A 23,402-nucleotide genomic window follows, 5' to 3' on the forward strand; every position below is an offset into this window, starting at 1 on the left:
TCCGTCAGGGATGCAGCTTCAGGCCTTTCACAGCCTTGTCGACGGCCTTGCGGTCGCCGTGAAAGCCCAGGCCGACCCAGCTCTGGGCCGCGATATCGCCGGCCGCGAAAACCTCGCGGTTGGCCGCGTCATGCCCGGTTGAAAACATCGCCTCCACGTAGGGCACGATGACGAGGCCCTGGTCACAGGCACGGCCATGAGCCTTCTGGAGCTCCGTGACGCCACCTGTAAAAACAAGGATCGGCTGTCCGCACATCGCGGTGTATGTCCGCCCTGCCCCGTCGATGTAACGCTCGCCGATACAATCCGGAATGGCGGCGACAATGCCGCTGGACAGGAAGGCGGTGACATTCAGCTTCTGCCAGGTCGCCAGATCCTCGCGCACGACAATGGCAATCTTGGTGGTGAACACGGGCGTCTCCCTGCAGAACGGAAGCCCGAGAGTGCCGTCAGCCGGCGGCCAAGTCTGGAAGATTTGTGCAGGCCCGGCGATAGGCCGCCGGCGTCTGGCCGAAGGCGCGACGGAACCAGCGACCGAGATGGCTCTGATCGGCGAAACCGACGGCCGCCGCCACATCGGCCGGCATCTGTCCCGTGCTCAGCAGACGGCGCGCCTGGTTGAGCCGGCGCTGCACCAGCCAGGCATGGGGCGGCAGGCCATAGGCGGCCTTGAACACCCGGTGCAGGCGGAAGCGATCCGTACCGGCCAGATCGGCCAGCGCCTGCAATCCCAGGTCTTCGGCCTGATGCGCCTCGATGGCGGCGCGGGCGCGGCGGGCCAGATGCGGCGCGGCATCCTGCGTCGGCACCCCGCCACCGGCAAAGCGCTGCATCAGCAAAGCCGCCACATGATCCAGCGCCGCATCGCGCGCCATGCGGCTGTCGGGCATGCCGAGCTGCCGGCTCGCGGCCAGCACGGCATGGGCCAGCGGGGCATCGTCGTTCAGCACAGCCGGGAAACTGAAGATCGCGTCGCCCGGATCGCGGCCGGTGCAGGCTTCGGCGGCCTGCCGCAGCCAGGCCGGATCGAAATACAGCATCGCATAGGTGAAGCCGCCATCGGCGCCGGCCTCGCCATCATGGGTCTCGCCCGGCTCCATCAGGATGACGCGGCCCGGCGTGCTGCGCTGGGTTTCGCGGCGGCAGCGGAACTGCTGGCAGCCCTGCTCGGTGACCCCGACCAGCACCTGGTCATGGAAATGCGGGTCGTAGGCATGGGCATGGAACTGCGCATGCACGGCCTCGGTGCCGCTCGACGGATCGCGGGCGAAATCAAACCAGTCCTGTGGCGAAGGCTGCATCACGACCAGAAAAGCAAGACGGCCGCAGTCTGTCAAACTGCGGCCGCGGTATCGCGTCCCTTACTTCACCACGCCACAGGCGATGCGACCGCCGCCGCCGCCGAGCGGCGCCGGAGTGTCACTGTAATTGTCGCCGCCGGCATGGATCATCAGCGCGCGGCCGGCCAGATCCTTCACTTTCAGATGCGGCACCACCATGGGCAGGGTGGCCGAACCATCGCCGCTGACCACCAGCACCGGCAGATCGCCGACATGGCCTTCCTTGTGGCCGGGGCCGTGATGCATGCCGGTCTTGCGCGGATCGTAATGACCGCCGGCGGCAAAGCCCGCAGCCGGCTGGTTGTTGGCGGCCGGATTGGGTGCCGGACCGCAATCGGGCTTTTCATGCATGTGGAAGCCATGCGGGCCGGCCGGTGCCAGTTTTGTCAGCTGCGGCGTCAGCACCAGGCCCTGCCTGCTGTCTTTCGCGGTGATGGTGCCGATGCTCTCGCCGATGCCGGTGGCGCTGATGGCGTTGATCGGGATGGTCTTCTCGGCCGCCGCCGCCGGCAGGGCGAACAGGACCGTGGCGAGGATGGCAGTCCCCTGTAAGAGACGCTGCATGGGTGTTTCCTCCGTTGGCAGAGACCTGATGACAACAGATATACAGCCGAAAAACTCCGGCAACCGGTGAAAAACAAAAAAACGGGCGGGGTTTCGCCCCGCCCGTCGCCGTGTCCGGATGACTATCCGGCTCAGGTATTCATCGAATCGAAGAAATCGGCGTTGGTCTTGCTGTGCTTGATCTTGTCGAGCAGGAATTCCATCGCGTCCTGGCCGCCCATCGGCATGAGGATGCGGCGCAGCACCCACATCTTGGCCAGCACGCCCTTGTCGACCAGCAGCTCTTCCTTGCGGGTGCCCGACTTGGTGATGTCGATGGCCGGGAAGGTGCGCTTGTCCGACAGCTTGCGGTCGAGGATGATTTCCGAATTGCCGGTGCCCTTGAATTCTTCGAAGATCACTTCGTCCATGCGCGAACCGGTTTCGATCAGCGCGGTGGCGATGATGGTGAGCGAGCCACCCTCTTCGATGTTACGGGCGGCGCCGAAGAAGCGCTTGGGCTTCTGCAGCGCGTTGGCATCCACGCCGCCGGTCAGCACCTTGCCCGACGACGGCACCACGGTGTTGTAGGCGCGCGCCAGACGCGTGATCGAATCCAGCAGGATGACGACGTCGCGCTTGTGCTCGACCAGGCGCTTGGCCTTTTCCAGCACCATTTCGGTGACCTGCACATGGCGGCTCGCCGGCTCGTCGAAGGTGGAGGAGATGACCTCGCCCTTCACCGTGCGCTGCATGTCGGTGACTTCTTCCGGGCGTTCGTCGATCAGCAGGACGATCAGATAGACTTCCGGGTGATTGTGGCTGATGGCATGCGCGATATTCTGCAGCAGCATGGTCTTGCCGGTGCGCGGCGGCGCCACGATCAGGGCGCGCTGGCCCTTGCCCTGCGGCGAGATCAGATCAATGACGCGGGCGGAAACATCGCGCTTGGGACCACCGGAAATGATCTTCTCGCGCTTCTCGCCGCTGCGGCTCTTGATGGTCGGGGTCTTGGGCGCGGCGGCCGGCACGGCCGGCGCCTCTTCTTCCACCTGCGGCAATTCCATCTTCAACCGCTCGGTCGGATAGAGCGGCGTCAGGTTGTCGAAATGCACCTTGTGACGGCTCTGCTCGGGGTCTTCGTAATTGATCGTGTTGACCTTGAGCAGCGCGAAATAGCGTTCGCCGTCTTTCGGGGCGCGGATCGTGCCCTCGATGGTGTCGCCGGTGCGCAGACCGAAACGGCGGATCTGGTTGGGGCTGACATAGATGTCGTCGGGGCCCGGCAGATAGTTGGCCTGGGCGGAGCGCAGGAAGCCGAAACCGTCCTGCAGCTGTTCGAGCACGCCCTCGCCGGTGATCTCGACTTCCTTGTCGGCCAGCTGCTTGAGGATCGCGAACATCATGTCCTGCTTGCGCAGGGTGGAAGCGTTCTCGATCTGCAGCTCTTCGGCAAAGGCGAGCAGGTCGGTGGGCGATTTGGTTTTCAGTTCCTGGAGATTCATGAACGGACTCGCGGACTCGGCAGGAGAATGTTGTTTGGGAGATTTGGGCGCTGCATCCAGGACGGAGCGCAGCAGCCAGTGAAGGGGGGTGTTGACGACCGCCCGCGCAGCTTCCGCATCATGAACTTGAAATCTTATGGGATGCGGGATGTGCCGGAGCGGCCCCGGTCCGAAAGAAGATGGGCCGGTTGCCCAAGCGAGATAGCAATGCCCCGCAGATAAGTCAAGGGCGGGCGCTGCCGGTGCAGCCGCCCGCCCTGTAACAAAATAGCGACCCGATCAGGCCGTGAGGTTCAGCACCAGGAAGACCGCGCCGACCGCGGCGACGCCGGCGCCGGCAATCCGGCTGATCTGAGGCAGCAGAGCGGCGTGATTCAGCACCAGACGGCGCCAGGCGATCACCACGCCGCCGGCAATGCCATACTGGATCGCGGCAAGACCGACGAGGTAGGACAGCAGCGGGGTGGCTTCGGCGCCGACGATGCTTTCGCCGAAGGCATAGCCATGGAACAGGCCGGCCAGGGCCAGAATGGCGGCAAACAGGCCGTCGTCGATCCGGCGCGGCACCACCAGCAGCATACCGAGCAGCAGCACCGAGACGGCGACGGCGATTTCGCCGGCCGGCAGGTCGACGCTGCTGAGATGCAGCACGACGCCGAGGACCGACGCGATCACGAAGGCCAGCGGCAGCAGCAGGCCGCGCGCCCGCGGCGCCGCCAGCAGACCGGCAGCCAGGATAAAGGCCAGATGGTCGAGGCCGATCACCGGATGGGCCAGGCCGGAAAGCAGGCCGGTGACCAGGGTATTCGGGGTTTCCCCATCCATGGCGTGATGGGCGAAGGCCGGAGCCGCTGCGAAGAAGGCCACAAGGCCGGCGACCAGACGCAACATGATGCACCTCCGTACAAATCTGGGGGGCGGCTGCCGGAATCGGGCCGCCGAATGACCCTCAGACCTTAGGTTGCGGTGCGGTCTGCGTCAAATGGCCGCCCTTGCGGAAGGCCGGCCGCAACGGTATGCGTAACCCATGCGCAGCCGCCGTCTTTCCGCCGGTCCCGATCTGCCTCGCCTGGCGGCGATGCTGGCCGCCCTGCCGCGTTTCGCGGCAATGCTTGCCTTGGGTGCGCTGCTGTTCCATGCCCTGCTGCCCCTGACCCAGCAGGCCGTGCGCCAGGTCCAGGCCGCCAATGGCATCGAGCAGATCGTGCTCTGCTCGGCGCTCGGCTTCCGCGTGCTGGCCATGCAGGACGGCATGCCGGTCGATACCGATCCGGCCAAGGCCGAGAAGACCGGCAAGCTCTGCCCGGTCTGCTTTGCCAACGCCAACCTGCAGGCCGGCCTCCTGCCAGTCACCCCGGCGCTGTCCCGGCCGATTCTGGCCGTCACCGTCCTTTACGGCGCCGCCGGCCGCAGCACGCTGGCACAGGCAACGCGCCTGCCACAGCAGGCCCGCGCGCCACCCATCTCCCTGTCCTGAGCTACGCCACCTTTCGTTTCAGGATTACCGGGAGTTTTCCCATGTCGACTATCAAGTTTGCAGGCGCCGCGGCGCTTATCACGCTTCTGTCCACGCCCACCTTGGCCCATATCGTCGCCGATCCGGCGGTGGCCCAGCCGGGCAGCTATTTCCGCACGGCGCTCCGCGTCGGCCATGGCTGCGGCGCCGGCAAGCCGACGACGGCGGTGCGCGTCAGCATCCCCGAAGGCGTGGCCAATGCCAGCGCCCAGCCCAAGCCGGGCTGGGAGATCAAGGTGGAGACCACCAAGCTGGCGCAGCCGATCGATGCCGGCCATGGCCGCAAGACCGATAGCGTGGTCAGCGCCATCACCTGGAGCGGCGGCAGCCTGCCCAACGAACAGTTCGACGAATTCGGCCTGGTGCTGAAGCTGCCCGACGCGCCGGGCAAGGAGCTGTGGCTGCCGGTGGTGCAGACCTGCGCCGGCGGCGAAGCCCGCTGGGACCAGGTGCCGGCGGCCGGGCAGAAGGCTGACCGTCCCGCTGCCCTCATCCGCATCGCCGGCGAGGCGCCGGCGGTTGCCAAGGCCGGTGACATCCAGGTGCTGCAGCCCTTTGCCCGTGCCACCCCGGCCAAGGTCGGCGGCGTGTTCCTGACCCTGAAGAATGCCGGTGGCACGCCTGACCGGCTGCTGAAGGCGGCCTCTCCCGTGGCCGCCAGCGTCGAGCTGCATACCCATGTGAAGGATGGCGATGCCCTGCGCATGCGCCCGGTGGAGACCATCCCCGTGCCGGCCAACGGCCAGACCGCGCTGGAGCCCGGCGGCTATCACATCATGCTGATCGATCTGCGCCAGCCGCTGAAAGACGGCACGCAGTTCCCGCTGACGCTGACCTTCGAGAAGGCCGGCACGGTGACGCTGCAGGTGCCGGTGCAGAAGGCCGGCGCCGGGGCGCCTGCCAGCGGCGGCCACGAGCACAAGCACTAAGCCACACATATTCCGTTCCATCCGGAGCTGCCGCCACGAATCCGTGCTGCGCGCTCCGTTGCCATGCGAGCCTGACATGACCCGTTTCCTGTTCACCCTGCTGGGTGCCGGCGGCATCGCCGCCAGCGCATCCGCGCAAGTCGTCACGCCACCGATCACCGTCACCGCGCCGCCTGAAACACCGGCGCTGACCGTGCCGACCGCCGAAGAGGCCCGGCAGCGGATCGAGAAAACCGCCGGCGGCGTCGATGTCGTCACCAGCGATGAGGTGCGCGACGGTCGCGCCAATGCAGTGAAGGACATCCTGGACTACGTGCCCGGCGTCTTCGCCCAGTCGAAATACGGCCAGGAGGATTCGCGGCTGTCGATCCGCGGCTCGGGGCTCTCGCGCAATGTCCACCTGCGCGGCACCCGCATCCTGCGCGACGGCGTGCCCATCACCGACGCCGATGGCGGCGGCGATACGATGGAAATCGATCCGCTCGCCGTCGATTACACCGAGGTCTACAAGGGCGCCAATGCACTGCAATACGGCGCCTCGCTGCTCGGCGGCGCGGTGAATTTCGTCAGCCCCACCGGCCGTAGCCAGCCCGGCTTCCTGCTGCGCCAGGAGTTCGGCAGCTTCGACAGTATGCGCACGCAGTTCGGCATGGGCGGTTCCGCTGGCAGCACCGATTACTATATCACGCCGACCTACAGCCACAGCAGCGGCTATCGCGACCATACCGACCAGGATTACCGCCGCCTGAACGGCAATATCGGCTATCGCTTCACCGATGGCGGCGAAACGCGGTTCTTCCTGAGCGCCGCCAATATCGACCAGAAGATTCCGGGCAGCCTGACCAAGGCCCAGGCGCTGAACAGCCCGCATTCGACTGTACCCGCCAGCTTCATCGGCAACACCAAGCGCAACATCGATGCGGTGCGCGGCGCCAACAAGACCACTTTCCTGACCGACAGCGGCGAGGTGACGGTGGGCGCCTTCCTCGCCCGCAAGGAGCTGTTCCACCCGCTGTTCGGCGGCTTCAACCGCGTGCTGCAGAATGACGAGGTCAATGGCGGCGGCTTCACGCGCTGGACCGACGAGCAGCAGATCGCGGGCCATCGCAACGAAACCGCGCTGGGCGTGAATTACTTCGGCGGCACCATGCAGGCCCGGCAGTACAACAATGTTGGCGGCAGCAAGGGTGCGCTGCTGTCCGATTCCGAACAGACTTCGCGCACGGTGGAGCTGTACGGCGAGAATGCCTTCTACGTGATCCCCGAGGTGGCGCTGATCGCCGGCCTGCAGGGCACGCTGGCGCGCCGCGACTACGACGACAATTTCCGGGGCGACGGCAACCAGTCGTTCCAGCGCGCCTATAACAGCATCAATCCGAAACTGGGCGCGCGCTGGGATATCGCACCGCAGAGTCAGGTCTTTACCAATTTCAGCTGGTCGACCGAGCCGCCGCCGTTTTCCGAACTCGGTACCACCGGCGTGCAGAACAACCTGCAGGAACAGGAATCGAAGACGCTGGAAATCGGCACCCGCGGCCGCGTGAAGGATTTCTCCTGGGATGCCGCGGTCTATCGCGCCTGGCTGCATAACGAGCTGCAGTTCCTTACCGTCGGCAACGTCACCAACGTGTTCAATGCCGACAACACCATCCACCAGGGCCTCGAGCTGGGCGGCGAATGGGTGGCGCTGCGCGATCTGGCTGCCACCGGCGACAAGACCTCGATCCGCGCCGCCTATACCTTCAGCGACTTCCGCTTCGACAATCACCCGGTTTATCGCAACAACGACATCCCGGGCGCGCCGGCGCATTACCTGCGGGCCGAACTGCGCTACAGCCATGCCAGCGGCTGGTATGGCGGCCCCAATGTGGAATGGGTGCCGCAGGGCTATTTCGTCGATAACGCCAATACGCTGAAGACCGATCCTTACGCCCTGCTCGGCGCCAAGGCCGGCTATGACTTCGGCAACGGGCTGAAGCTGTTTGTCGACGGCCGCAACCTGCTCGACAAGGCCTATATCTCCAATACCAGCGTGGCGGCGACGGCCACTGCGAATTCGGCGCTGTTCAATCCGGGCGATGGCCGCGCCGTCTATCTGGGGGCGGAATTCCGCTGGTAGCGAAATACGGTTGCGCGGCCTCGGCTGCGCAACCGATACTGCCGGCCATGCAGGTGATCCGGCACAGGTCTGACCTCGGCCAGTGGGAGATGGCATTCGCGCCGCCCGCCGCCTTGCTGCGCCCCTTTGTCGATATCTTTGCCGGCTATGACGAGCGCGGCACCCGCTTCACCCGCCGCCACGAACTGCCCACCGTCCAGGCGGTGCTGATCGTCAATCTCGGCACGCCGATCACCGTGATCGATACCGACGGCCACAGCATCCGGGTCGGTTGTGGCGCGGGCTTCGGCGGCGGCCTGAGCGATGCCTATGCCATCTCGGAATCCGACGGCAGCCAGCGCGGCGTCCAGGTCATGTTCACGCCGCAGGGCGCGCGCCGCTTCTTCGGCGTCCCGCTGCATCTGCTGAGCAATCGGGTCTTCGATCTCGCCGACCTGCTGGGTCCGGCCGAGGCGCAGCGCCTGATCGAGGGCCTGCAGGCCGCCAACAGCTGGACCACCGGCTTCCGCCTGCTGGCAGAGGTCATTGCCCGCCGGGTGATGACGGCGCCGGATTTCGATCTCGCCGGTGCGCGCGAAACCGCCTGGGCGTTGCGCCAGCTGCAGCAGAGCCATGGCCGGCTCACCATTGCGGCGCTGGCCACCGAGCTCGGCTGCAGCCGCAAGCATCTGGCCGCGCGGTTCCGCGAGCATGTCGGCCTGACGCCGAAATCCACTGCCCGCATCCTGCGCTTCCGCCAGGTGCTGGAGCTGATCGATGCGGCGCCGGCGAACTGGAGCGCCATCGCGCAAGCCGCCGGCTATTTCGACCAGGCGCATTTCGGCAACGACTTCCGCCGCCTCACCGGCCGCAGCCCTGGCGACTACCTGGCCGAACGCCTGCCCGGACAGAACGGCCTCGCCGTCGGCTGAAACCGGTTACATTTTTCCAATACGACATTCCCGGCCCCGCCTATCCTCCCCGCCAGATCAACGGAGAGGACCATGACCCAGCGCCCCGACATTTATCCCTTCCTGCAGTACAGCGACGCCAAAGCCGCCATCGCCTGGCTGGAACAGGCCTTCGGCTTCCGCAGCGTGATGGCGCATCCCGACGAGACCGGCGGCATCGCCCATGCCGAACTGCAGCTCGGCAACGGCATGGTGATGCTGGGCAGCCTGAAATCCGACGGCCCGTTCGCGATGAAGACGCCCGGGCAGGCCGGCGGCATCACCCAGGGTGTCTATATCGTGGTGGCGGAGATCGACGCGCTGTTGGCCCGCGCAAAGGCGGCCGGTGCCGAGATCGTCTGGGGCATCCGCGACACCGAATACGGCTCGCGCGATTTCTCGGCCCGCGACGCGGAAGGCCATCTGTGGAGCTTCGGCACCTACCGGCCGGATTTCCCGAAGGATTAAACTTTCTTCATCTGGAGGGGCGGCCAAGACTTCGCCGCATTCTCCGGGGTATGGTCGCGGCGCCGGTCGATCCGGCGCTGCTGTTGCCCCGGAGCCTCCCCATGCCGCAATTCACCGCCTTCTGCCGCGCCTTCTGGTCGCTGGCCAAACCCTATTTCAACGATCCGAAAGAACGTGTGGCCGCCTGGGGCCTGCTGGCCGTGATCGTGATCCTGAATCTCGGCAGCGTGGGTCTGAGCGTCTGGTTCAACCAGTGGTACAACGATTTCTACAATGCCCTGCAGGAAAAGGATTACGAGAGCTTCAAGACCCTGCTGCTGTATTTCAGCGGTGTGGCGCTGGCCTTCATCGTCGTTGCCGTCTACCGGCTGTACCTGCAGTCGCTGCTGCAGATCCGCTGGCGCCGCTGGCTGACCGAACACTGGATGGCCGACTGGCTGGCCGACAAGCATTATTACCACATGCAGATGGCCGGCCTGGATACCGACAACCCCGACCAGCGCATTGCCGAAGACCTACGGCTGTTCCCTGCCTATTCGCTGACACTGACACTCGGACTGATGAATGCCGTGGTTACGCTGGTGTCCTTCCTCGGCATCCTGTGGTCGCTGTCAGGCGATTTCAGCTTCACGCTGGGCGGCCACGAGATCAGCATTCCCGGTTACATGGTCTGGGCCGCCATCCTCTATGCCGCCATCGGCACCGGCCTGACCCATCTGATCGGCCGGCCGCTGGTGAAGCTGAATTTCGACAAGCAGCGCGTGGAAGCCGATTTCCGCTTCCATCTGGTGCGCGTGCGCGAACATGCCGAGGGCATCGCCTTCCAGCATGGCGAAACCGTCGAGCAGGCCGGCCTGCTGGGCCGCTTCCGCGCGGTCTATGACAACTTCTACGCCATCATGCTGAAGACCAAGCAGCTGACCTGGTTCACCAGCGGCTATGCCCAACTGGCGCTGATCTTCCCCTTCGTGGTCGGCGCGCCGCGATACTTCAGTGGCGCCATCCAGCTTGGCGGCTTGATGCAGATCGTCTCGGCCTTCGGCCAGGTGCAGGAAGCACTCAGCTACCTGATCAGCTCCTACAGCGAGATCGCCGAATGGCGCGCGGTGATCGATCGCCTCACCGGCTTCCGCGATGGGCTGGAGAAAGCCAGAACGCTCGGCAGCCAGTCGGACGTCAGCGTCACGCGTACGGGCGACCGCCTTGCTGTCGAAACGCTCCGCCTCGACCTGCCGACCGGCAAGCCGCTGATGCAGGTGAGCGGCCTGACCCTCGGCGCCGGCGACAGCCTGCTGGTTGGCGGCAAATCCGGCACCGGCAAGACCACCCTGCTGCGCGCCATCGCCGGCCTCTGGCCCTTCGGCCATGGCAGCCTGAAACGGCCGGCCGATGCCGACAGCCTGTTCCTGCCGCAAAAACCCTATCTGCCGCTAGGCAGTTTACGCGCCGCCCTGGCCTATCCGCGCGACCCGGCCGACTTCAGTGACGCGGATTACCGCGTAGCACTGGAAGCGCTCGATCTCGCCAAGCTGGCGCCGCGGCTGGACGAAGATGCGCACTGGCACCAGCAGCTGTCGGGCGGCGAGCAGCAGCGCGTGCAGTTCGCCCGCGCCCTGCTGCTGAAACCGAAATGGCTCTATCTGGACGAGGCGACCTCGGCGCTGGACGAGGCCACCGAAGCCAAAGCGCTGGCGGCACTGCGTGCGCATCTGCCAGAGACCGCCGTGCTCAGCATCGGCCATCGCCCGGCCCTGCAGCAGTTCCACAAGCAACATGTGATGCTGGAGCCGGCCGCCGATGGCGGTCCGGCGCGGCTGGCAATCAGCTAAAACGGGAACCACCCTCGGGACAAGCCCGAGGGTGACGTCCTGATTATGGTTGGGACTTATCGCCCCCAGGGCCGGCGACGGCGCGCCGTGCCCGAGGTCGGCACCGAACTGCTGCCGCGTACCGGCGCGGAGGCCGCCGGCGCAGCGGCAAAGGCGGTCTGCTCGTACGAACGGCTACCGCCACCACGAACGCTGGCCGCCAGTTCCATCAGAGCGGCAACGCGGTTCTCGGTGCTGGGATGCGTGGAGAACAGGCTGTCCATGCCGCGGCCATGCAGCGGGTTGATGATGAACATATGCGCGGTGGCCGGATTGCCCTCCGCGCGCTCGTTGGGCACGCGTTCCACCGTGCCGCTGATGCGCTGCAGGGCCGAAGCCAGACCATGCGGATTGCCACTGATCTCGGCGCCCATGCGGTCGGCGGCGTATTCGCGGCTGCGGCTGATCGCCATCTGCACCACCATGGCGGCAATCGGGGCCAGGATCATGATGGCGATGCTGCCGATCATGCCTAAGCCGCTGCGGTTGCCTTCAGAGTCCCGGCTGCCGCCGAAGAACATGGCGAAATTCGCCAGCATGCCGATGGCGCCCGCCAGCGTCGCCGTGATCGTCATGATCAGCGTGTCGCGGTTTTTCACATGCGCCAGCTCATGCGCCATCACGCCTTCGATTTCCTCGCGATTCAAGCTATGCAAAAGCCCGGTGGTGGCGGCCACGGCGGCATTCTCCGGATTGCGGCCGGTGGCAAAGGCGTTGGGCTGGTCGTTGTCCATCACATAGACGCGCGGCATCGGCAGACCGGCGCGCTGCGCCAGCGTCTGCACCAGACCGTAGAATTCCGGCGCGGTGGCGGCATCCACTTCGCGCGCGCCATACATGGACAGCACCATCCGGTCGCTGTTCCAGTAGGCAAACAGGTTCATCGCCGCGGCGAGCGCGAGCGCGATCAGCATGCCAGCCTCGCCGCCGATCAGGAAGCCGACCGCACCGAACAGCGCCGTCATGGCGGCCAGCAACAGACCCGTCTTCATGTAATTCATGGTCTTCACCCTCGTTTTCGCGGCCGGCACGCCTGCCATAGCTGTTCAGCCGGCCCGCACCGCTATATTTAAGATCGCAACCCGTCTCTGCAAGAAGCGTTGCCATGGCCGACGATCCAAACCAACCCGCCGATACCGTGCCCTCCCTGGATGGCGTGGCCCAGGATGCCCGCCCGATCGACCCGAAGACCGGCAAGCCGCTGGCGCCGGCCAAACCGGCGATCAAGCTGACCCAGGCGCCCGGCGAGGAAGACGGCCCCAAGGGCCCCGAGCCCACCCGCTACGGCGACTGGGAACGCAAGGGCATCGTTTCCGACTTCTGAGGCCGATTTAGGAGCCGATTGCGCCGGAATTGCGGCGGCAGAGCCGCCCTGCACGGCTTGCATGGCCTATGGCCTTGCCTATACTCCGGCCCGATTTTCCTACCCTTTCCAATCAGGAGTGCGCCCGATGAGCGGCAGCAAGCATGGCAGCGTCAAGAAGGTGGTTCTGGCCTATTCCGGCGGCCTGGATACCTCGGTGATCCTGAAATGGCTGCAGGAGACCTATGGCTGCGAAGTGGTGACCTTCACCGCCGATCTGGGCCAGGGCGAGGAACTGGAGCCGGCGCGCAAGAAGGCCGAGATGTTCGGCGTGAAGCAGATCTTCATCGAGGACGTGCGCGAGGAATTCGTGCGCGACTTCGTCTTCCCGATGTTCCGCGCCAATGCGATGTATGAGGGCCTCTACCTGCTCGGCACCTCGATCGCGCGCCCGCTGATCGCCAAGCGCCAGATCGAGATCGCCCGCGAAGTCGGCGCCGATGCGGTCTGCCATGGCGCCACCGGCAAGGGCAACGACCAGGTGCGCTTCGAACTCGGCTACTATGCGCTCAACCCGTCGATCAAGGTGATCGCGCCCTGGCGTGAATGGGACCTGACCTCGCGCACCACGCTGATCGACTTCGCCGAGAAGCACCAGATTCCGATCGCCAAGGACAAGCGCGGCGAAGCGCCCTTCTCGGTCGATGCCAACCTGCTGCACATCTCGGCCGAAGGCAAAGTACTGGAAGACCCCTGGGTGGAAGCGCCCGACTATGTCTATTCGCGCACTGTCGACCCCGAGAAAGCCCCGGACAAGCCGGAATATATCGAGGTCGAATTCAAGACCGGCGATGCGATTGCCGTGAACGGTGAAAAGCTGTCGCCCGCCGCGCTGCTGACCAAGCTGAACGAGCTCGGCGGCAAGCATGGCATCGGCCGTCTCGACCTGCTGGAAAACCGCTTCGTCGGCATGAAGAGCCGCGGCATCTACGAGACGCCCGGCGGCACCATCCTGCATATGGCTCATCGCGGCATCGAGCAGGTGACGCTGGATCGCGGTGCGGCGCATCTGAAGGACGAGATCATGCCGCGCTATGCCGAGCTGATCTACAACGGCTTCTGGTTCTCGCCCGAGCGCGAGATGCTGCAGGCCCTGATCGACAAGAGCCAGCAGAATGTGGAAGGCACCGTGCGCCTCAAGCTCTACAAGGGCTCGGTCAGCGTGGTCGGCCGCAAGTCGCCCAAGTCGCTCTACTCGCTGGCCCATGTGACCTTCGAGGAAGATTCGGTCTACGACCAGAAGGACGCCGCCGGCTTCATCAAGCTGAATGCGCTGCGCCTGCGCCTGCTCAACCGGCAGAAGAATTAACGGTTAAGCTGCGTTTCAGCGGTTTTTGCTGGAAAGGCGGGCTTTTCAGCCCGCCTTTTTCTTTGGGCATCGCATTCTTGTCACGCAAGGCCACAGTCTGGTCGCAACCCAACCACCTGTTTTGCCTCTAGGTTTTTCATCAGCACGACCCTGAAGAGGGGCCGCAGCTTCCGGATCCTCCGGACTGCTCCCGTAGAAGACAGGAGACTTGCCATGATGACGACCATCCAGCGCGTGACCCCGGCCACCGCCTATCGTCGCACCACCAAAGCCAACGAACGCTATATGGAAGAGCGCCTGTGGCAGCGCGCCCTTAGCCGCCTGGAAGGCCCGGTGCAGGAAACGCGGTCGGCCCCGCAGCCGAAGAAGCGGTCCTTCCGCCAGGTGCTTGGCACCCTGCGCGATGGTCTTGGCCGCTACGTCGATATCTACGCGTAAATCCTACAGGCCGCGCAGGCGCGCCAGTTTGTCGGGGTTGCGCATGATGAAGACGTTGCGCACCACGCTCCCTGACTCGCCGGGCACGATATCCAGCGCCAGCGCCAGATACGGCACATCGCCATCGAACAGCACCCAGCCAGGCTGGCCGTTCACCATCGCGAAGACGCGCCGGATGCCCGCCGGCAGCTTGTGCGAAATCCCCACGAAGAACCGCGTCACCTTGTCGGCGCCATGAATCACGTTCAGCGCCGCGCTGGCCTTGCCGCCGCCATCCGACCACAGCATGGCATCCTCGGCCAGCAGGCCGGCGAACATCGCCGTATCGCCGGCTTTGGTCGCGGCCGAGAATTTTTTCGCCAACTGCTGCGCCGCCGCTGAATCGGCCGAGAAACGCGGGCGCGCCTCCTTGAGATGCTTCTGCGCCCGGCTGACCAGCTGGCGGCAGGAGGCCTCGCTCTTTTTCAGCGCCAGGGCGATCTGCGGGTAGTCGTAATCGAAGGCCTCGCGCAGCAGATAGGCGGCGCGCTCGGCCGGCGTCAGGCGCTCCAGCACCACCAGCATGGCCATCGACAGATCGTCGGCCATCTCGGCCTCGGCCTCGGCGCCCGGCGCGGTGTCGGCGATGCTGACCTCCAGCGCCACCAGAGGCCCAGTGACTATGGGTTCTGGCAGCCAGATGCCGGGATAGGTCGCGCGCTCGGCCTTGGCGGCGCGCAGGCGGTCGATGCAGAGCCGCGTGCAGGCGGTGACCAGCCAGGCCTCCGGCACCTGCACCGCCGTGGTGTCGGTGCGATGCCAGCGGATATAGGTATCCTGCACGGCATCTTCGGCATCGCCCACGCTGCCCAGCATGCGATAGGCCAGGCCGAACAGGCGCTTGCGATGCTGCTCGAAGAGGGCGGCCTTGTCGGTCATCGGGGTCTCCTGCCTCCAGAATACCCCTTAGACGGCCGACCCGCCCACCTTGTGACTTCCCCGAAAAGGCCGGGCTCTCGACACCGGAAACGGCCAGGGCAGTCTTCAGCCGGAATGGGCGATTCCATGAAATAAAATGTTGATTTATTTCAATAAGTTGCGAGATTCTCTGCGCCGGCTGCGTAAAGACGGTGTTGTATGCTCGTCCTCACCTCTGGGGGCGCAGGATTCAGAAGCCTCTTTCGTATAAGAAAACAAACGGCTGATAACCCGCAAACCATGACACGCATCCCCTTCCTGCTCTCCGTCACTGTCATCGCTGCCGCCCTTGCCGGCGGCGGCTGGTGGTACTGGTCGGCCCGCGCCGATACCAAGCCGGCCTTCCGCACCCAGACCGTGGCGCTCGGCAATGTGGAAGACACCGTGTCCGCCGTCGGCACCCTGCAGCCGCTGAACTACGTCGATGTCGGCACCCAGGTCTCGGGCCAGCTGAAGATGATCTACGTGGATTTCGGCCAGCGCGTCGAACAGGGCACGCTGCTGGCGCAGATCGACCCTACCATCTACGAAGCCCGCGTCGCCGCCGACCAGGCCAACCTGCTGGCGCTGCGCGCGCAGAAATCCGACAAGCAGGTGCAGCTCGGCCTCGCCGACCGCCAGTTCGAGCGCCAGAAGAACCTGCTGGCCGGCCGCGCCACCAGCCAGGACGCCTATGACAGCGCCGAGGCCGGCCGCAAGTCGCTGGTCGCGCAGATCGCCGTGCTCGACGCCCAGATCCAGCAGGGCGAGTCGACCCTGCGGTCCGACACCGCCAGCCTGAGCTACACCAAGATTTTCGCGCCGATGACCGGCACCGTGGTGGATATCACCGCGCGCCAGGGCCAGACGCTGAATGCCAACCAGTCGGCGCCGATCGTGCTGCGCATCGCCGACCTCGATACCATGACGGTGAAGACCCAGGTGTCGGAAGCCGATGTGCCCAGGCTGAATGTCGGCATGCCGGCCTATTTCACCACGCTGGGCAAACCCGACAAGCGCCGCGAAGGCCGCCTGCGCCAGATCCTGCCGACCCCGGAAGTCGTCAACAATGTTGTGCTCTACTCCGCGCTGTTCGATGTCGCCAACCCCGAGAACGATCTGCTGACCCAGATGAGCGCGCAGGTCTTCTTCGTCATCTCGAAGGCCGAGAACCTGCCGGTGGTGCCGATGGCGGCGCTGCGCCCGCTGCCCAATGACAGGAACCGCTATGGCCTGCGCGTGCTGGAGAACGGCGCGCCGGTGCGCCGCGTGGTCGATGTGGCCGCCAGCAACCGCGTCAATGCCGCCATCAGCAACGGCGTGAAGGTGGGCGACGAAGTGGTGATCGACGTCGCTGCGGCGAAACCGCCGCCCGGCGCCCCGCCGCGCACGCCGCGGCTCTGACCGCACAGGTCCATAATGAACGTGATGGCTCCAGGCAACGAAACGCGCACGGCGAACCAGCCGGCGCCGATCATCGCCTTGCGCGACATCCGCAAGACCTTCTATCGCGGCAGCCTGGCAGTCGAGGTGCTGCATGGCGTATCGCTGGACATCTATCCCGGCGAATTCGTCGCCATCATGGGCGCGTCCGGCTCGGGCAAGTCGACCCTGATGAACCTGATCGGCCTGCTCGACCGGCCGACCAGCGGCAGCTACCGCTTCGACGGCGCGGAAGTCGCGCCGCTGGAAGCCGATGCGCGCGCGCTGCTACGCCGGGAAGCCTTCGGCTTCATCTTCCAGCAATACAATCTGCTGCCGAGCGAAAGCGCCACCGCCAATGTGGAGATGCCGGCGATCTATGCCGGCTTGTCGCGCGCCAAACGCACCGCCCGCGCCCAGCAGTTGCTGGGCATGCTGGGCCTGGCGGATCGTATGGATCACCGGCCGACCCAGTTGTCGGGCGGCCAGCAGCAGCGCGTCTCGATTGCCCGCGCGCTGATGAATGGCGGTGCCGTGATCCTGGCCGACGAACCGACCGGTGCGCTGGACAGCAAAAGCGGTGCCGAGGTGATGCATCTGCTGCATGACCTCAATGCCCAGGGCCACACCATCCTTCTGATCACCCACGATCATGAAGTTGCCGCCCAGGCCAACCGCATCATCGAACTGAAAGACGGCCATATCATCGCCGATCATGCGGTGGAGCATGACCCGCCGGCTGTAGCGCCCGCCACGCCCAAGCAGCCGTCGCGTCAGCGCAACCGCGCCTTTGCCATGTTCGACGCGCTGGAAGCTGGCCGCATGGCCCTGCAGGCCCTCCACAGCAACCTGCTGCGTACGCTCCTCACCCTGCTGGGCATCATCATCGGTGTTGCCTCGGTGGTGGCCATGCTGGCGATTGGCGACGGCGCCAAGCAGCAGGTTCTGGACCGCATCACTGCCATGGGCACCAACCTGCTGCTGGTGCGGCCCGGCGCGCCCAATATCCGCCCGACCGGCGTCACGGCTACGCTGATCGCGGAAGATGCCGAAGCCATCAGCGCGGAACTTCACAACATCCTCGCCGCCGTGCCGGAATATGCCAGCAATGTCACCGTGCGCGCCAACGGTCGCGACTATGTCACCCAGGTGAACGCCACCACCGCGCCCTTCCCGCAGGCACGTGAATGGCCGGTGGCCGAAGGCATCTTTTTCTCGGACTCGGATGTGAAATCCTACCTGCCGGTGGCGGTGATCGGCCAGACCATCGTCAACAACCTGTTCGAAGGCACCGACCCCATCGGCAAATACGTGCTGCTGAACAATATTCCCTTCCAGGTCATCGGCATCATGACACCCAAGGGCGCCACCCCCTGGGGCGCCGACCAGGACGACGTGATCTACGTGCCGCTCAGCACCGGCATGCTGCGGTTGTTCGGCCAGCGCTATGTGCGCACCATCACAGTCCAGGTGCAGGATGTGACGCGGATCAATGACACCCAGGAAGAAATCCGCCAGCTTCTGATGGCCCGCCACCGGACCGAGGATTTCCAGATCCGGAACATGGCGTCCATCATCGAAACCGCCATGGAAACCCAGAACACCCTCACCATCCTGCTGGGCTCGATTGCCGCCATCTCGCTGCTGGTCGGCGGCATCGGCGTCATGAACATCATGCTGGTCAGCGTCACCGAGCGGACCCGCGAGATCGGCGTGCGCATGGCCACGGGCGCGCGGCGGTTCAACATCATGATGCAGTTCAATGCCGAGGCTCTGGCCATCTGCACGCTGGGCGGCCTGATCGGCGTGGCGCTCGGCCTGGGTACCACCTGGCTGTTCGCCTGGTTCGGCCGGCCGGTGATCTTCTCGCCCGAGCCGGTGCTGCTCGCCTTCTTCTGCGCCTTCGCCACCGGCCTGCTGTTCGGCTACCTGCCGGCGCGCAAGGCCGCCGACCTCGATCCCGTCGTCGCGCTGGCCGCGGAATAACCAACGGAACCACGATCCATGCGTCTTCTCACCTCCACTGCGGCCGTCGCTCTGCTCTCGGTCTCGCTCGGCGCCTGCTCGATGGTGCCGGAGTATTTCCGTCCCAAGGTCGAGGCGCCCGCCGCCTGGGACAGCCGGCAGGATGCCGTCAATGTCTGGCCGGAAGCCGACTGGTGGACCGGCTTCGGCAGCCGCGAGCTCGATGGCCTGATCGCCAGCGCCCGCGAGAACAACACCGACCTGCGCGCCGCCGTCGCCCGCATCCGCCAGGCCGAGGCGCAGGCCAAGATTTCCGGGGCCGCGCTCTATCCCACCGTTGGCCTCGATGCCGATGCCAGCCGCACCCGCACCGGCCGCCAGACCTCGTCGAGCACCAGCAGCAGCACAACCACCAGCTCCGCCAACGCCCGTCGCGATGCGATCATCCGCAACAGCTTCAGCGGCAACCTCACCGTGGGCTACCAGGTCGACCTGTTCGGCGCCAATTCGGCCACCGCCGAAGCGGCCATCGCCCGCCTCGATTCCAGCCGCTTCGACCGCGAGACCGTGGCGATCACGCTCTATGCCGACATCGCCAACACGTATTTCCAGCTGCTGTCGCTGCGCGACCGCATCCGCCTGGCCAATGACACGCTGAATTCCGCCCAGGGCATGCTCGAACTGCTGCAGACCCAGCGCGCCAACGGCATCATCACCGATTACGAAGTGGCGCAGCAGCGTTCCAGCGTTGCCACCCAGCGCGCTACCGTGGCGGCGCTGGAACAGACCGAACGGCAGTCGCTGGATGCGTTGGCCGTGCTACTCGGCCGCAATCCGCAGGGCTTCCGCGTCGAGGGCCGCTCGATGGCCGGCCTGTCGCTGCCGCGCGTCGCCGCCGGTCTCCCCTCCGAGCTGCTGCTGCGCCGGCCCGACCTGCGTAAGGCCGAAACCGACCTGAAGGCGGCCAATTTCGACATCGGCGCCGCCCGCGCCGCACGCTTCCCCAGCCTGGACCTGACCGGCCGCGCCGGCACCAGCTCAGACCAGCTGCGCTACCTGTTCGATCCCGGCACCATGATCTATTCGATTGCCGCCGGCCTGACCGCGCCGATCTTCCAGGGCGGCCGTCTGGAGGGGGGCGAGGAACTGTCGCGCGCCCGTAAGGACGAACTGATCGAATCCTATCGCGGCGCCATCCTGAGCGCCTTCCGCGACACGGAAGACGCCCTGGGTGCCACGGTGAATACCGGCCGCCAGCATGGCTTCGCCTCGGAAGCCTACGAGCAGGCCAACGACGCCTATCGCATCGTGGAGATGCGCTATCGCGCCGGCACGGTGGGCTTCCTCGACCTGCTGGATGCCCAGCGCTCGGTCTTCTCGGCCAATGATTCGATGGTGCAGGCCTCGCTCAGCCGGCTTGGCGCCAGCGTCGATCTCTACAAGGCGCTCGGCGGCGGCTGGGACGGCAGCGTGATCGGTCCGCTCGCGCAAAAGGATTGACAGCCCGGGGCGCAGATTCAAAAATCGACAAAGACCGCGGCGACGCGGTCTTTTCGTTTCTGGGGCATGCCATGCGTATTCTCGTGACCGGATCCTCGGGCTGGCTCGGCCAGACCCTGGTGCCACGCCTGCACCGCGATGGCCATACAGTCATCGGCCTCGATCCGGTCTTCGGACCGACCACACAGATCGCCGGTTCGATCGTCGACCGCGAGTTGGTCTTCCGCACGATGCACGATCACGCCATCGAAGCGGTGATCCATGCCGGCGCCTTGCACAAGCCCAGCATCGCCACACATGACAACACCGCTTTCGTCGCCGTCAACGTACAGGGTACGCTGAATCTTCTAGAAGCGGCGGTGGCACCCGGTTCGACTGTTAGCCGTTTCGTCTTCACCTCCACCACCTCGCTGATGATCTCGCGTGAAATCCGCGCCGGTGTGGATGGCGGCGCGGCAAAGGCGGTGTGGATCGACGAAGACATGGCGCCGCTGCTGCCGCGCAACATCTACGGCGTGACCAAGCTGTCGGCCGAGCATCTCTGCCGCATGATGCACGAACAGCATGGCTTGCCGGTGGTTATCCTGCGCACGGCGCGCTTTTTCCCCGAAGACGACGACATGTCCCATACCATCGCCCAGTCGGAACCCAACACCAAGGCCAACGAGTTCCTGTTCCGCCGCCTGACCGTGGAGGACGCGGCCGAGGCCCACGTCGCCGCATTGGCCAGGGCCCCGGAACTCGGTTTCGACACTTTCATCCTTTGCGCACCGACGCCATTCCGGCCGGAAGACTGTGAAGATCTGGTTCGTGATGCGCCGGCGGTGGTGGCGCGCTATTTCCCGCAGTATCGCGCGCTCTATGACCGGCGTGGCTGGACCATGTTCGCCACCATCGACCGTGTCTACGATTCCGGCCGCGCAGCACGGCGGCTCGGCTTCACCTGCCGCACCGGCTTCGCGGAAATCCTGGCCGGACTTAGGCCGTCGCCGCCGGTCTGAGTCGACGCAGGCCGAGCAGCACGCCGCCGATCACCAGTACAATCGCTGCCGTCTCATGCAGCTGCGGCAGGCGCTGCTCCAGCGCGAAGGCGTAGAGCAGTGCGAAGACCGTCTCCGACACGATCAGCTGGCCGGCCAGGGCGACCGGCAGGTTGCGGCTGGCGATATTCCACAGCCAGGCCGAAACCCAGGCCGAACCGATGCCGGTGGCAATCGCCATCGCCGCCAGCCGGATCCAGGCTCCGGTTTCTGCCAGCGGCGGCAGCGTCTCGGCGCTGAATGGCAGGACCAGCAGCAGCACCGGCATGCCGACCAGGGTCATCACGCCGGTCAGCGAGGCCCAGTCGCGCGCGCCGATCTGCGGATGCCGCGCCAGGTAGCGCGCATTGGCCACCGCATAGTAATTCCACAGCGTCAGCGCGCCGATGGCGCAGAGCAGGCCGAGCGGATCGGGCCAGGACGCCAGGCCAGCCAGCGCCGGCTGCTGGATCAGCGCCAGACCGGCGGCAATCAGGATCAGGGCCGGCGCGATCCGCCGCAGCATCGTGGCGTCGCGCCAGGCGCCGGTCAGCGGCACCGTGATCGGCAGGCAGCCGATGATCAGCGCCGCCAGCGCCGCGCCGATGCGCTGCACGGCAAAGATCAGCAGCAGGAAATACAGCAGGCTGCTGCTCATGCTGAACAGCAAAAGCGCCACGCCATGCTGACGCAGCAGGGCCATCAGCGGCGCCCGCGCCACCAGCAGCAGACCCAGCGAGAGTCCGCCATAGGCGATGTAACGGGCGATGCTGATGCCCACGGCGCCGAAATCCGGCGCCATATGCGGCGCGATGAAGGTGAGGCCCCAGAGCGCGCCGGCGGCAATGCCGGCCGCCACGCCCGCCGCATGGGATGGATGCGTCATCGGGCTGGTATACTCTGGCCTGCCCGTCGCTTCAACCGGTATAATGGTTAGATAAACCCATGGCCTATCTCTACCTGAGCATCGCGATCCTGGCCGAAGTGATCGGCACCAGCCTGCTGAAGGCATCCGAGCAGTTCACCCGGCTGTGGCCCAGCATCGGCGTGGTGATCGTCTACAGCCTGTCGTTCTATTGCCTGTCGCTGGCGCTGCGCAGCATTCCGGTCGGCGTCACCTACGCCATCTGGTCCGGCATCGGCATCGTGCTGATCGCCATCATCGGCTGGGTGATATTCGGACAGGTGCTGGATGCCGCCGCCATCGCCGGCTGCGGCCTGATCCTGGCCGGCGTTCTGGTCATCAACCTGTTTTCGAAGACGGCCGGGCATTGAGGCTGGCAATGCTGCGATCGGGCTGGCCCTGCGCCGCCTGCAGCAGCCAGTCGGCCTGCATGGCCCAGCAGGAGCGCGGCATGTCGCGTTTGAAGAAGCCGAAATGGCCGATGCGTGCCAAGCCCCAGTCGCGCGGCGCCACATGCAGGCGTTCGATCTCGGCATTGGGATAATAGTCGACCAGCTTGTCGACGCCCTTCTTCGGGCCGAAATCCAGATCGTCCTCGAAACTGATCAGGCGCATCGGTGCGCGCACAGCATGATTGTAGGGCCGCAATGGCAAGCCGGCATCGTCGACCAGGTAATGCGGCGAGCAGCACCAGCGCCGCCAGTCGCGTGCCGCCGCACCCGGCAGGGTCTGGCCGCCGAGCCACCAGCCCGGCAACCTGTCGAGCAGACCGACGACCAGAGGGAAAGCCACATACCATGACAGCGCCAGCTTGACCTGCTGCAGCGGCGACCAGTTGCGCCAGTAGCCATGCTGCGCGGCAATGGCCAGCACGGCGGCGATCTCTCCGGCCTGCGGCATCAGGCCGAGCATCTGGCCGCCGAAGGAATGGCAGACCATCGCCCGCCGCGCACCGGGCAGGCGTGTCGTCAGGAAGTCGGCGGCCGCCGGGATATCGCGCCGACCCCAGTCGAGCATGCGCGGCGGCGGCGCGGCCGCACTGCGCGGCGAGTCGGCGATGCCGCGGTAATCGAAGGTCAGCACGGTGAAGCCACGGCCGCCGAGATAGGCAGCAAAGGCTTCGTAATAGCGGCGCGCCACGCCCGTGGCGCCGTTGATCTGTACGGTGACGCCGTTGGACTGCGCCGGCTGTATCAGCGTGCCGGCCAGCTTCTGGCCATCGTGAACGGGAATCGTAACAGCAGTCAGTGTCATCTGCGGTGTGTTCATGGCGCGCAGACTGCTGCGCCGGTTCGCCCGCGGCAATGACCCTGTTGGGTCATTGCCGCA

23 protein-coding genes are annotated in these 23,402 nt (G+C 65.7%); 14 read left to right on the forward strand and 9 right to left on the reverse strand.

All coding sequences use genetic code 11. The features are described 5' to 3' along the window. Positions 1 to 4: 4 nt before the first annotated feature. The 5 genes from AC1ROB_RS01070 to AC1ROB_RS01090 form a co-directional block, all read right to left on the reverse strand. On the reverse strand, positions 5 to 412 hold the full coding sequence (locus AC1ROB_RS01070) for a DUF2000 family protein (RefSeq protein WP_492972614.1): 408 nt from the start codon (positions 410 to 412) through the stop codon (positions 5 to 7). Positions 413 to 449: 37 nt separating this feature from the next. Then, positions 450 to 1,301: a helix-turn-helix transcriptional regulator gene (locus tag AC1ROB_RS01075; RefSeq protein ID WP_492972831.1), complete on the reverse strand. Its 852-nt coding sequence runs from the start codon at positions 1,299 to 1,301 to the stop codon at positions 450 to 452. A 60-nt stretch (positions 1,302 to 1,361) separates the two neighbouring features. Further along, entirely contained in the window at positions 1,362 to 1,904 is a 543-nt protein-coding gene (locus tag AC1ROB_RS01080; protein ID WP_492972613.1) for a superoxide dismutase family protein, read from the reverse strand. A 131-nt stretch (positions 1,905 to 2,035) separates the two neighbouring features. Next, positions 2,036 to 3,388 carry a transcription termination factor Rho gene (gene rho / locus AC1ROB_RS01085; protein ID WP_492972612.1) on the reverse strand — a complete coding sequence of 451 codons (1,353 nt, stop codon included), beginning with the start codon at positions 3,386 to 3,388 and terminating at the stop codon, positions 2,036 to 2,038. Positions 3,389 to 3,667: 279 nt separating this feature from the next. Continuing rightward, on the reverse strand, positions 3,668 to 4,279 hold the full coding sequence (locus AC1ROB_RS01090; protein ID WP_492972611.1) for a HupE/UreJ family protein: 612 nt from the start codon (positions 4,277 to 4,279) through the stop codon (positions 3,668 to 3,670). Positions 4,280 to 4,415: 136 nt separating this feature from the next. On the opposite strand from AC1ROB_RS01090, the gene AC1ROB_RS01095 reads away from it, so the two are divergent. The 6 genes from AC1ROB_RS01095 (at position 4,416) to AC1ROB_RS01120 (ending at position 11,178) form a co-directional block, all read left to right on the forward strand. Next, a complete protein-coding gene (locus AC1ROB_RS01095; RefSeq protein ID WP_492972610.1) occupies positions 4,416 to 4,865 on the forward strand; it encodes a DUF2946 family protein in 450 nt (149 codons plus the stop codon). A gap of 41 nt (positions 4,866 to 4,906) precedes the next feature. Next, complete coding sequence (locus AC1ROB_RS01100) at positions 4,907 to 5,833, forward strand: DUF1775 domain-containing protein (RefSeq protein WP_492972609.1); 927 nt, start codon at positions 4,907 to 4,909, stop codon at positions 5,831 to 5,833. 76 nt (positions 5,834 to 5,909) lie between these two features. Next, positions 5,910 to 7,952, forward strand: coding sequence for a TonB-dependent receptor family protein (locus AC1ROB_RS01105; RefSeq protein ID WP_492972608.1), 2,043 nt, complete (start codon positions 5,910 to 5,912; stop codon positions 7,950 to 7,952). An 89-nt stretch (positions 7,953 to 8,041) separates the two neighbouring features. Beyond that, the gene (locus AC1ROB_RS01110) at positions 8,042 to 8,863 is read left to right on the forward strand and encodes a helix-turn-helix domain-containing protein (RefSeq protein WP_492972607.1); all 822 of its coding nucleotides are present in this window, start codon (positions 8,042 to 8,044) and stop codon (positions 8,861 to 8,863) included. Between the two features lie 72 nt (positions 8,864 to 8,935). Continuing rightward, complete coding sequence (locus AC1ROB_RS01115) at positions 8,936 to 9,349, forward strand: VOC family protein (RefSeq protein WP_492972606.1); 414 nt, start codon at positions 8,936 to 8,938, stop codon at positions 9,347 to 9,349. 101 nt (positions 9,350 to 9,450) lie between these two features. Continuing rightward, positions 9,451 to 11,178: an ABC transporter ATP-binding protein/permease gene (locus AC1ROB_RS01120; RefSeq protein WP_492972605.1), complete on the forward strand. Its 1,728-nt coding sequence runs from the start codon at positions 9,451 to 9,453 to the stop codon at positions 11,176 to 11,178. A 56-nt stretch (positions 11,179 to 11,234) separates the two neighbouring features. On the opposite strand, the gene htpX is transcribed toward AC1ROB_RS01120, so the two are convergent. Then, on the reverse strand, positions 11,235 to 12,218 hold the full coding sequence (gene htpX / locus AC1ROB_RS01125) for a zinc metalloprotease HtpX (protein WP_492972604.1): 984 nt from the start codon (positions 12,216 to 12,218) through the stop codon (positions 11,235 to 11,237). 104 nt (positions 12,219 to 12,322) lie between these two features. Here htpX and AC1ROB_RS01130 point away from each other — a divergent pair, with 104 nt between their 5' ends. From AC1ROB_RS01130 to AC1ROB_RS01140, 3 genes are all read left to right on the forward strand, one after another. Then, positions 12,323 to 12,541, forward strand: a complete 219-nt coding sequence (locus tag AC1ROB_RS01130) for a succinate dehydrogenase assembly factor 4 (protein WP_492972603.1) — start codon at positions 12,323 to 12,325, stop codon at positions 12,539 to 12,541. A gap of 127 nt (positions 12,542 to 12,668) precedes the next feature. Beyond that, positions 12,669 to 13,889, forward strand: a complete 1,221-nt coding sequence (locus AC1ROB_RS01135) for an argininosuccinate synthase (RefSeq protein WP_492972602.1) — start codon at positions 12,669 to 12,671, stop codon at positions 13,887 to 13,889. Positions 13,890 to 14,102: 213 nt separating this feature from the next. After that, a complete protein-coding gene (locus AC1ROB_RS01140; protein ID WP_492972601.1) occupies positions 14,103 to 14,327 on the forward strand; it encodes a hypothetical protein in 225 nt (74 codons plus the stop codon). Between the two features lie 3 nt (positions 14,328 to 14,330). Here AC1ROB_RS01140 and sigJ read toward each other — a convergent pair whose 3' ends face one another. After that, positions 14,331 to 15,245: an RNA polymerase sigma factor SigJ gene (gene sigJ, locus AC1ROB_RS01145; RefSeq protein ID WP_492972600.1), complete on the reverse strand. Its 915-nt coding sequence runs from the start codon at positions 15,243 to 15,245 to the stop codon at positions 14,331 to 14,333. Positions 15,246 to 15,524: 279 nt separating this feature from the next. Between sigJ and AC1ROB_RS01150 the strand changes: the two genes are divergently transcribed. The 4 genes from AC1ROB_RS01150 (at position 15,525) to AC1ROB_RS01165 (ending at position 21,151) form a co-directional block, all read left to right on the forward strand. Beyond that, positions 15,525 to 16,667: an efflux RND transporter periplasmic adaptor subunit gene (locus AC1ROB_RS01150; RefSeq protein ID WP_492972599.1), complete on the forward strand. Its 1,143-nt coding sequence runs from the start codon at positions 15,525 to 15,527 to the stop codon at positions 16,665 to 16,667. A 24-nt stretch (positions 16,668 to 16,691) separates the two neighbouring features. After that, positions 16,692 to 18,671, forward strand: a complete 1,980-nt coding sequence (locus tag AC1ROB_RS01155) for a MacB family efflux pump subunit (RefSeq protein WP_492972830.1) — start codon at positions 16,692 to 16,694, stop codon at positions 18,669 to 18,671. A gap of 18 nt (positions 18,672 to 18,689) precedes the next feature. Further along, positions 18,690 to 20,150 (forward strand): efflux transporter outer membrane subunit, encoded by a 1,461-nt coding sequence (locus AC1ROB_RS01160; RefSeq protein ID WP_492972598.1) that lies wholly within the window; start codon positions 18,690 to 18,692, stop codon positions 20,148 to 20,150. 71 nt (positions 20,151 to 20,221) lie between these two features. Beyond that, entirely contained in the window at positions 20,222 to 21,151 is a 930-nt protein-coding gene (locus AC1ROB_RS01165; protein WP_492972597.1) for an NAD-dependent epimerase/dehydratase family protein, read from the forward strand. Here AC1ROB_RS01165 and AC1ROB_RS01170 read toward each other — a convergent pair. Further along, positions 21,129 to 22,055 (reverse strand): DMT family transporter, encoded by a 927-nt coding sequence (locus AC1ROB_RS01170; protein WP_492972596.1) that lies wholly within the window; start codon positions 22,053 to 22,055, stop codon positions 21,129 to 21,131. The two genes, AC1ROB_RS01165 and AC1ROB_RS01170, sit on opposite strands and share 23 nt — an antisense overlap. A gap of 59 nt (positions 22,056 to 22,114) precedes the next feature. Here AC1ROB_RS01170 and AC1ROB_RS01175 point away from each other — a divergent pair, with 59 nt between their 5' ends. Next, positions 22,115 to 22,444: an SMR family transporter gene (locus AC1ROB_RS01175; protein ID WP_492972595.1), complete on the forward strand. Its 330-nt coding sequence runs from the start codon at positions 22,115 to 22,117 to the stop codon at positions 22,442 to 22,444. On the opposite strand, the gene AC1ROB_RS01180 is transcribed toward AC1ROB_RS01175, so the two are convergent. Continuing rightward, positions 22,413 to 23,342 carry an alpha/beta hydrolase family protein gene (locus AC1ROB_RS01180; RefSeq protein WP_492972594.1) on the reverse strand — a complete coding sequence of 310 codons (930 nt, stop codon included), beginning with the start codon at positions 23,340 to 23,342 and terminating at the stop codon, positions 22,413 to 22,415. The two genes, AC1ROB_RS01175 and AC1ROB_RS01180, sit on opposite strands and share 32 nt — an antisense overlap. Between the last annotated feature and the right edge of the window lie 60 nt (positions 23,343 to 23,402).

It is taken from the genome of Ferrovibrio sp. GW821-FHT12F09, assembly GCF_058806775.1.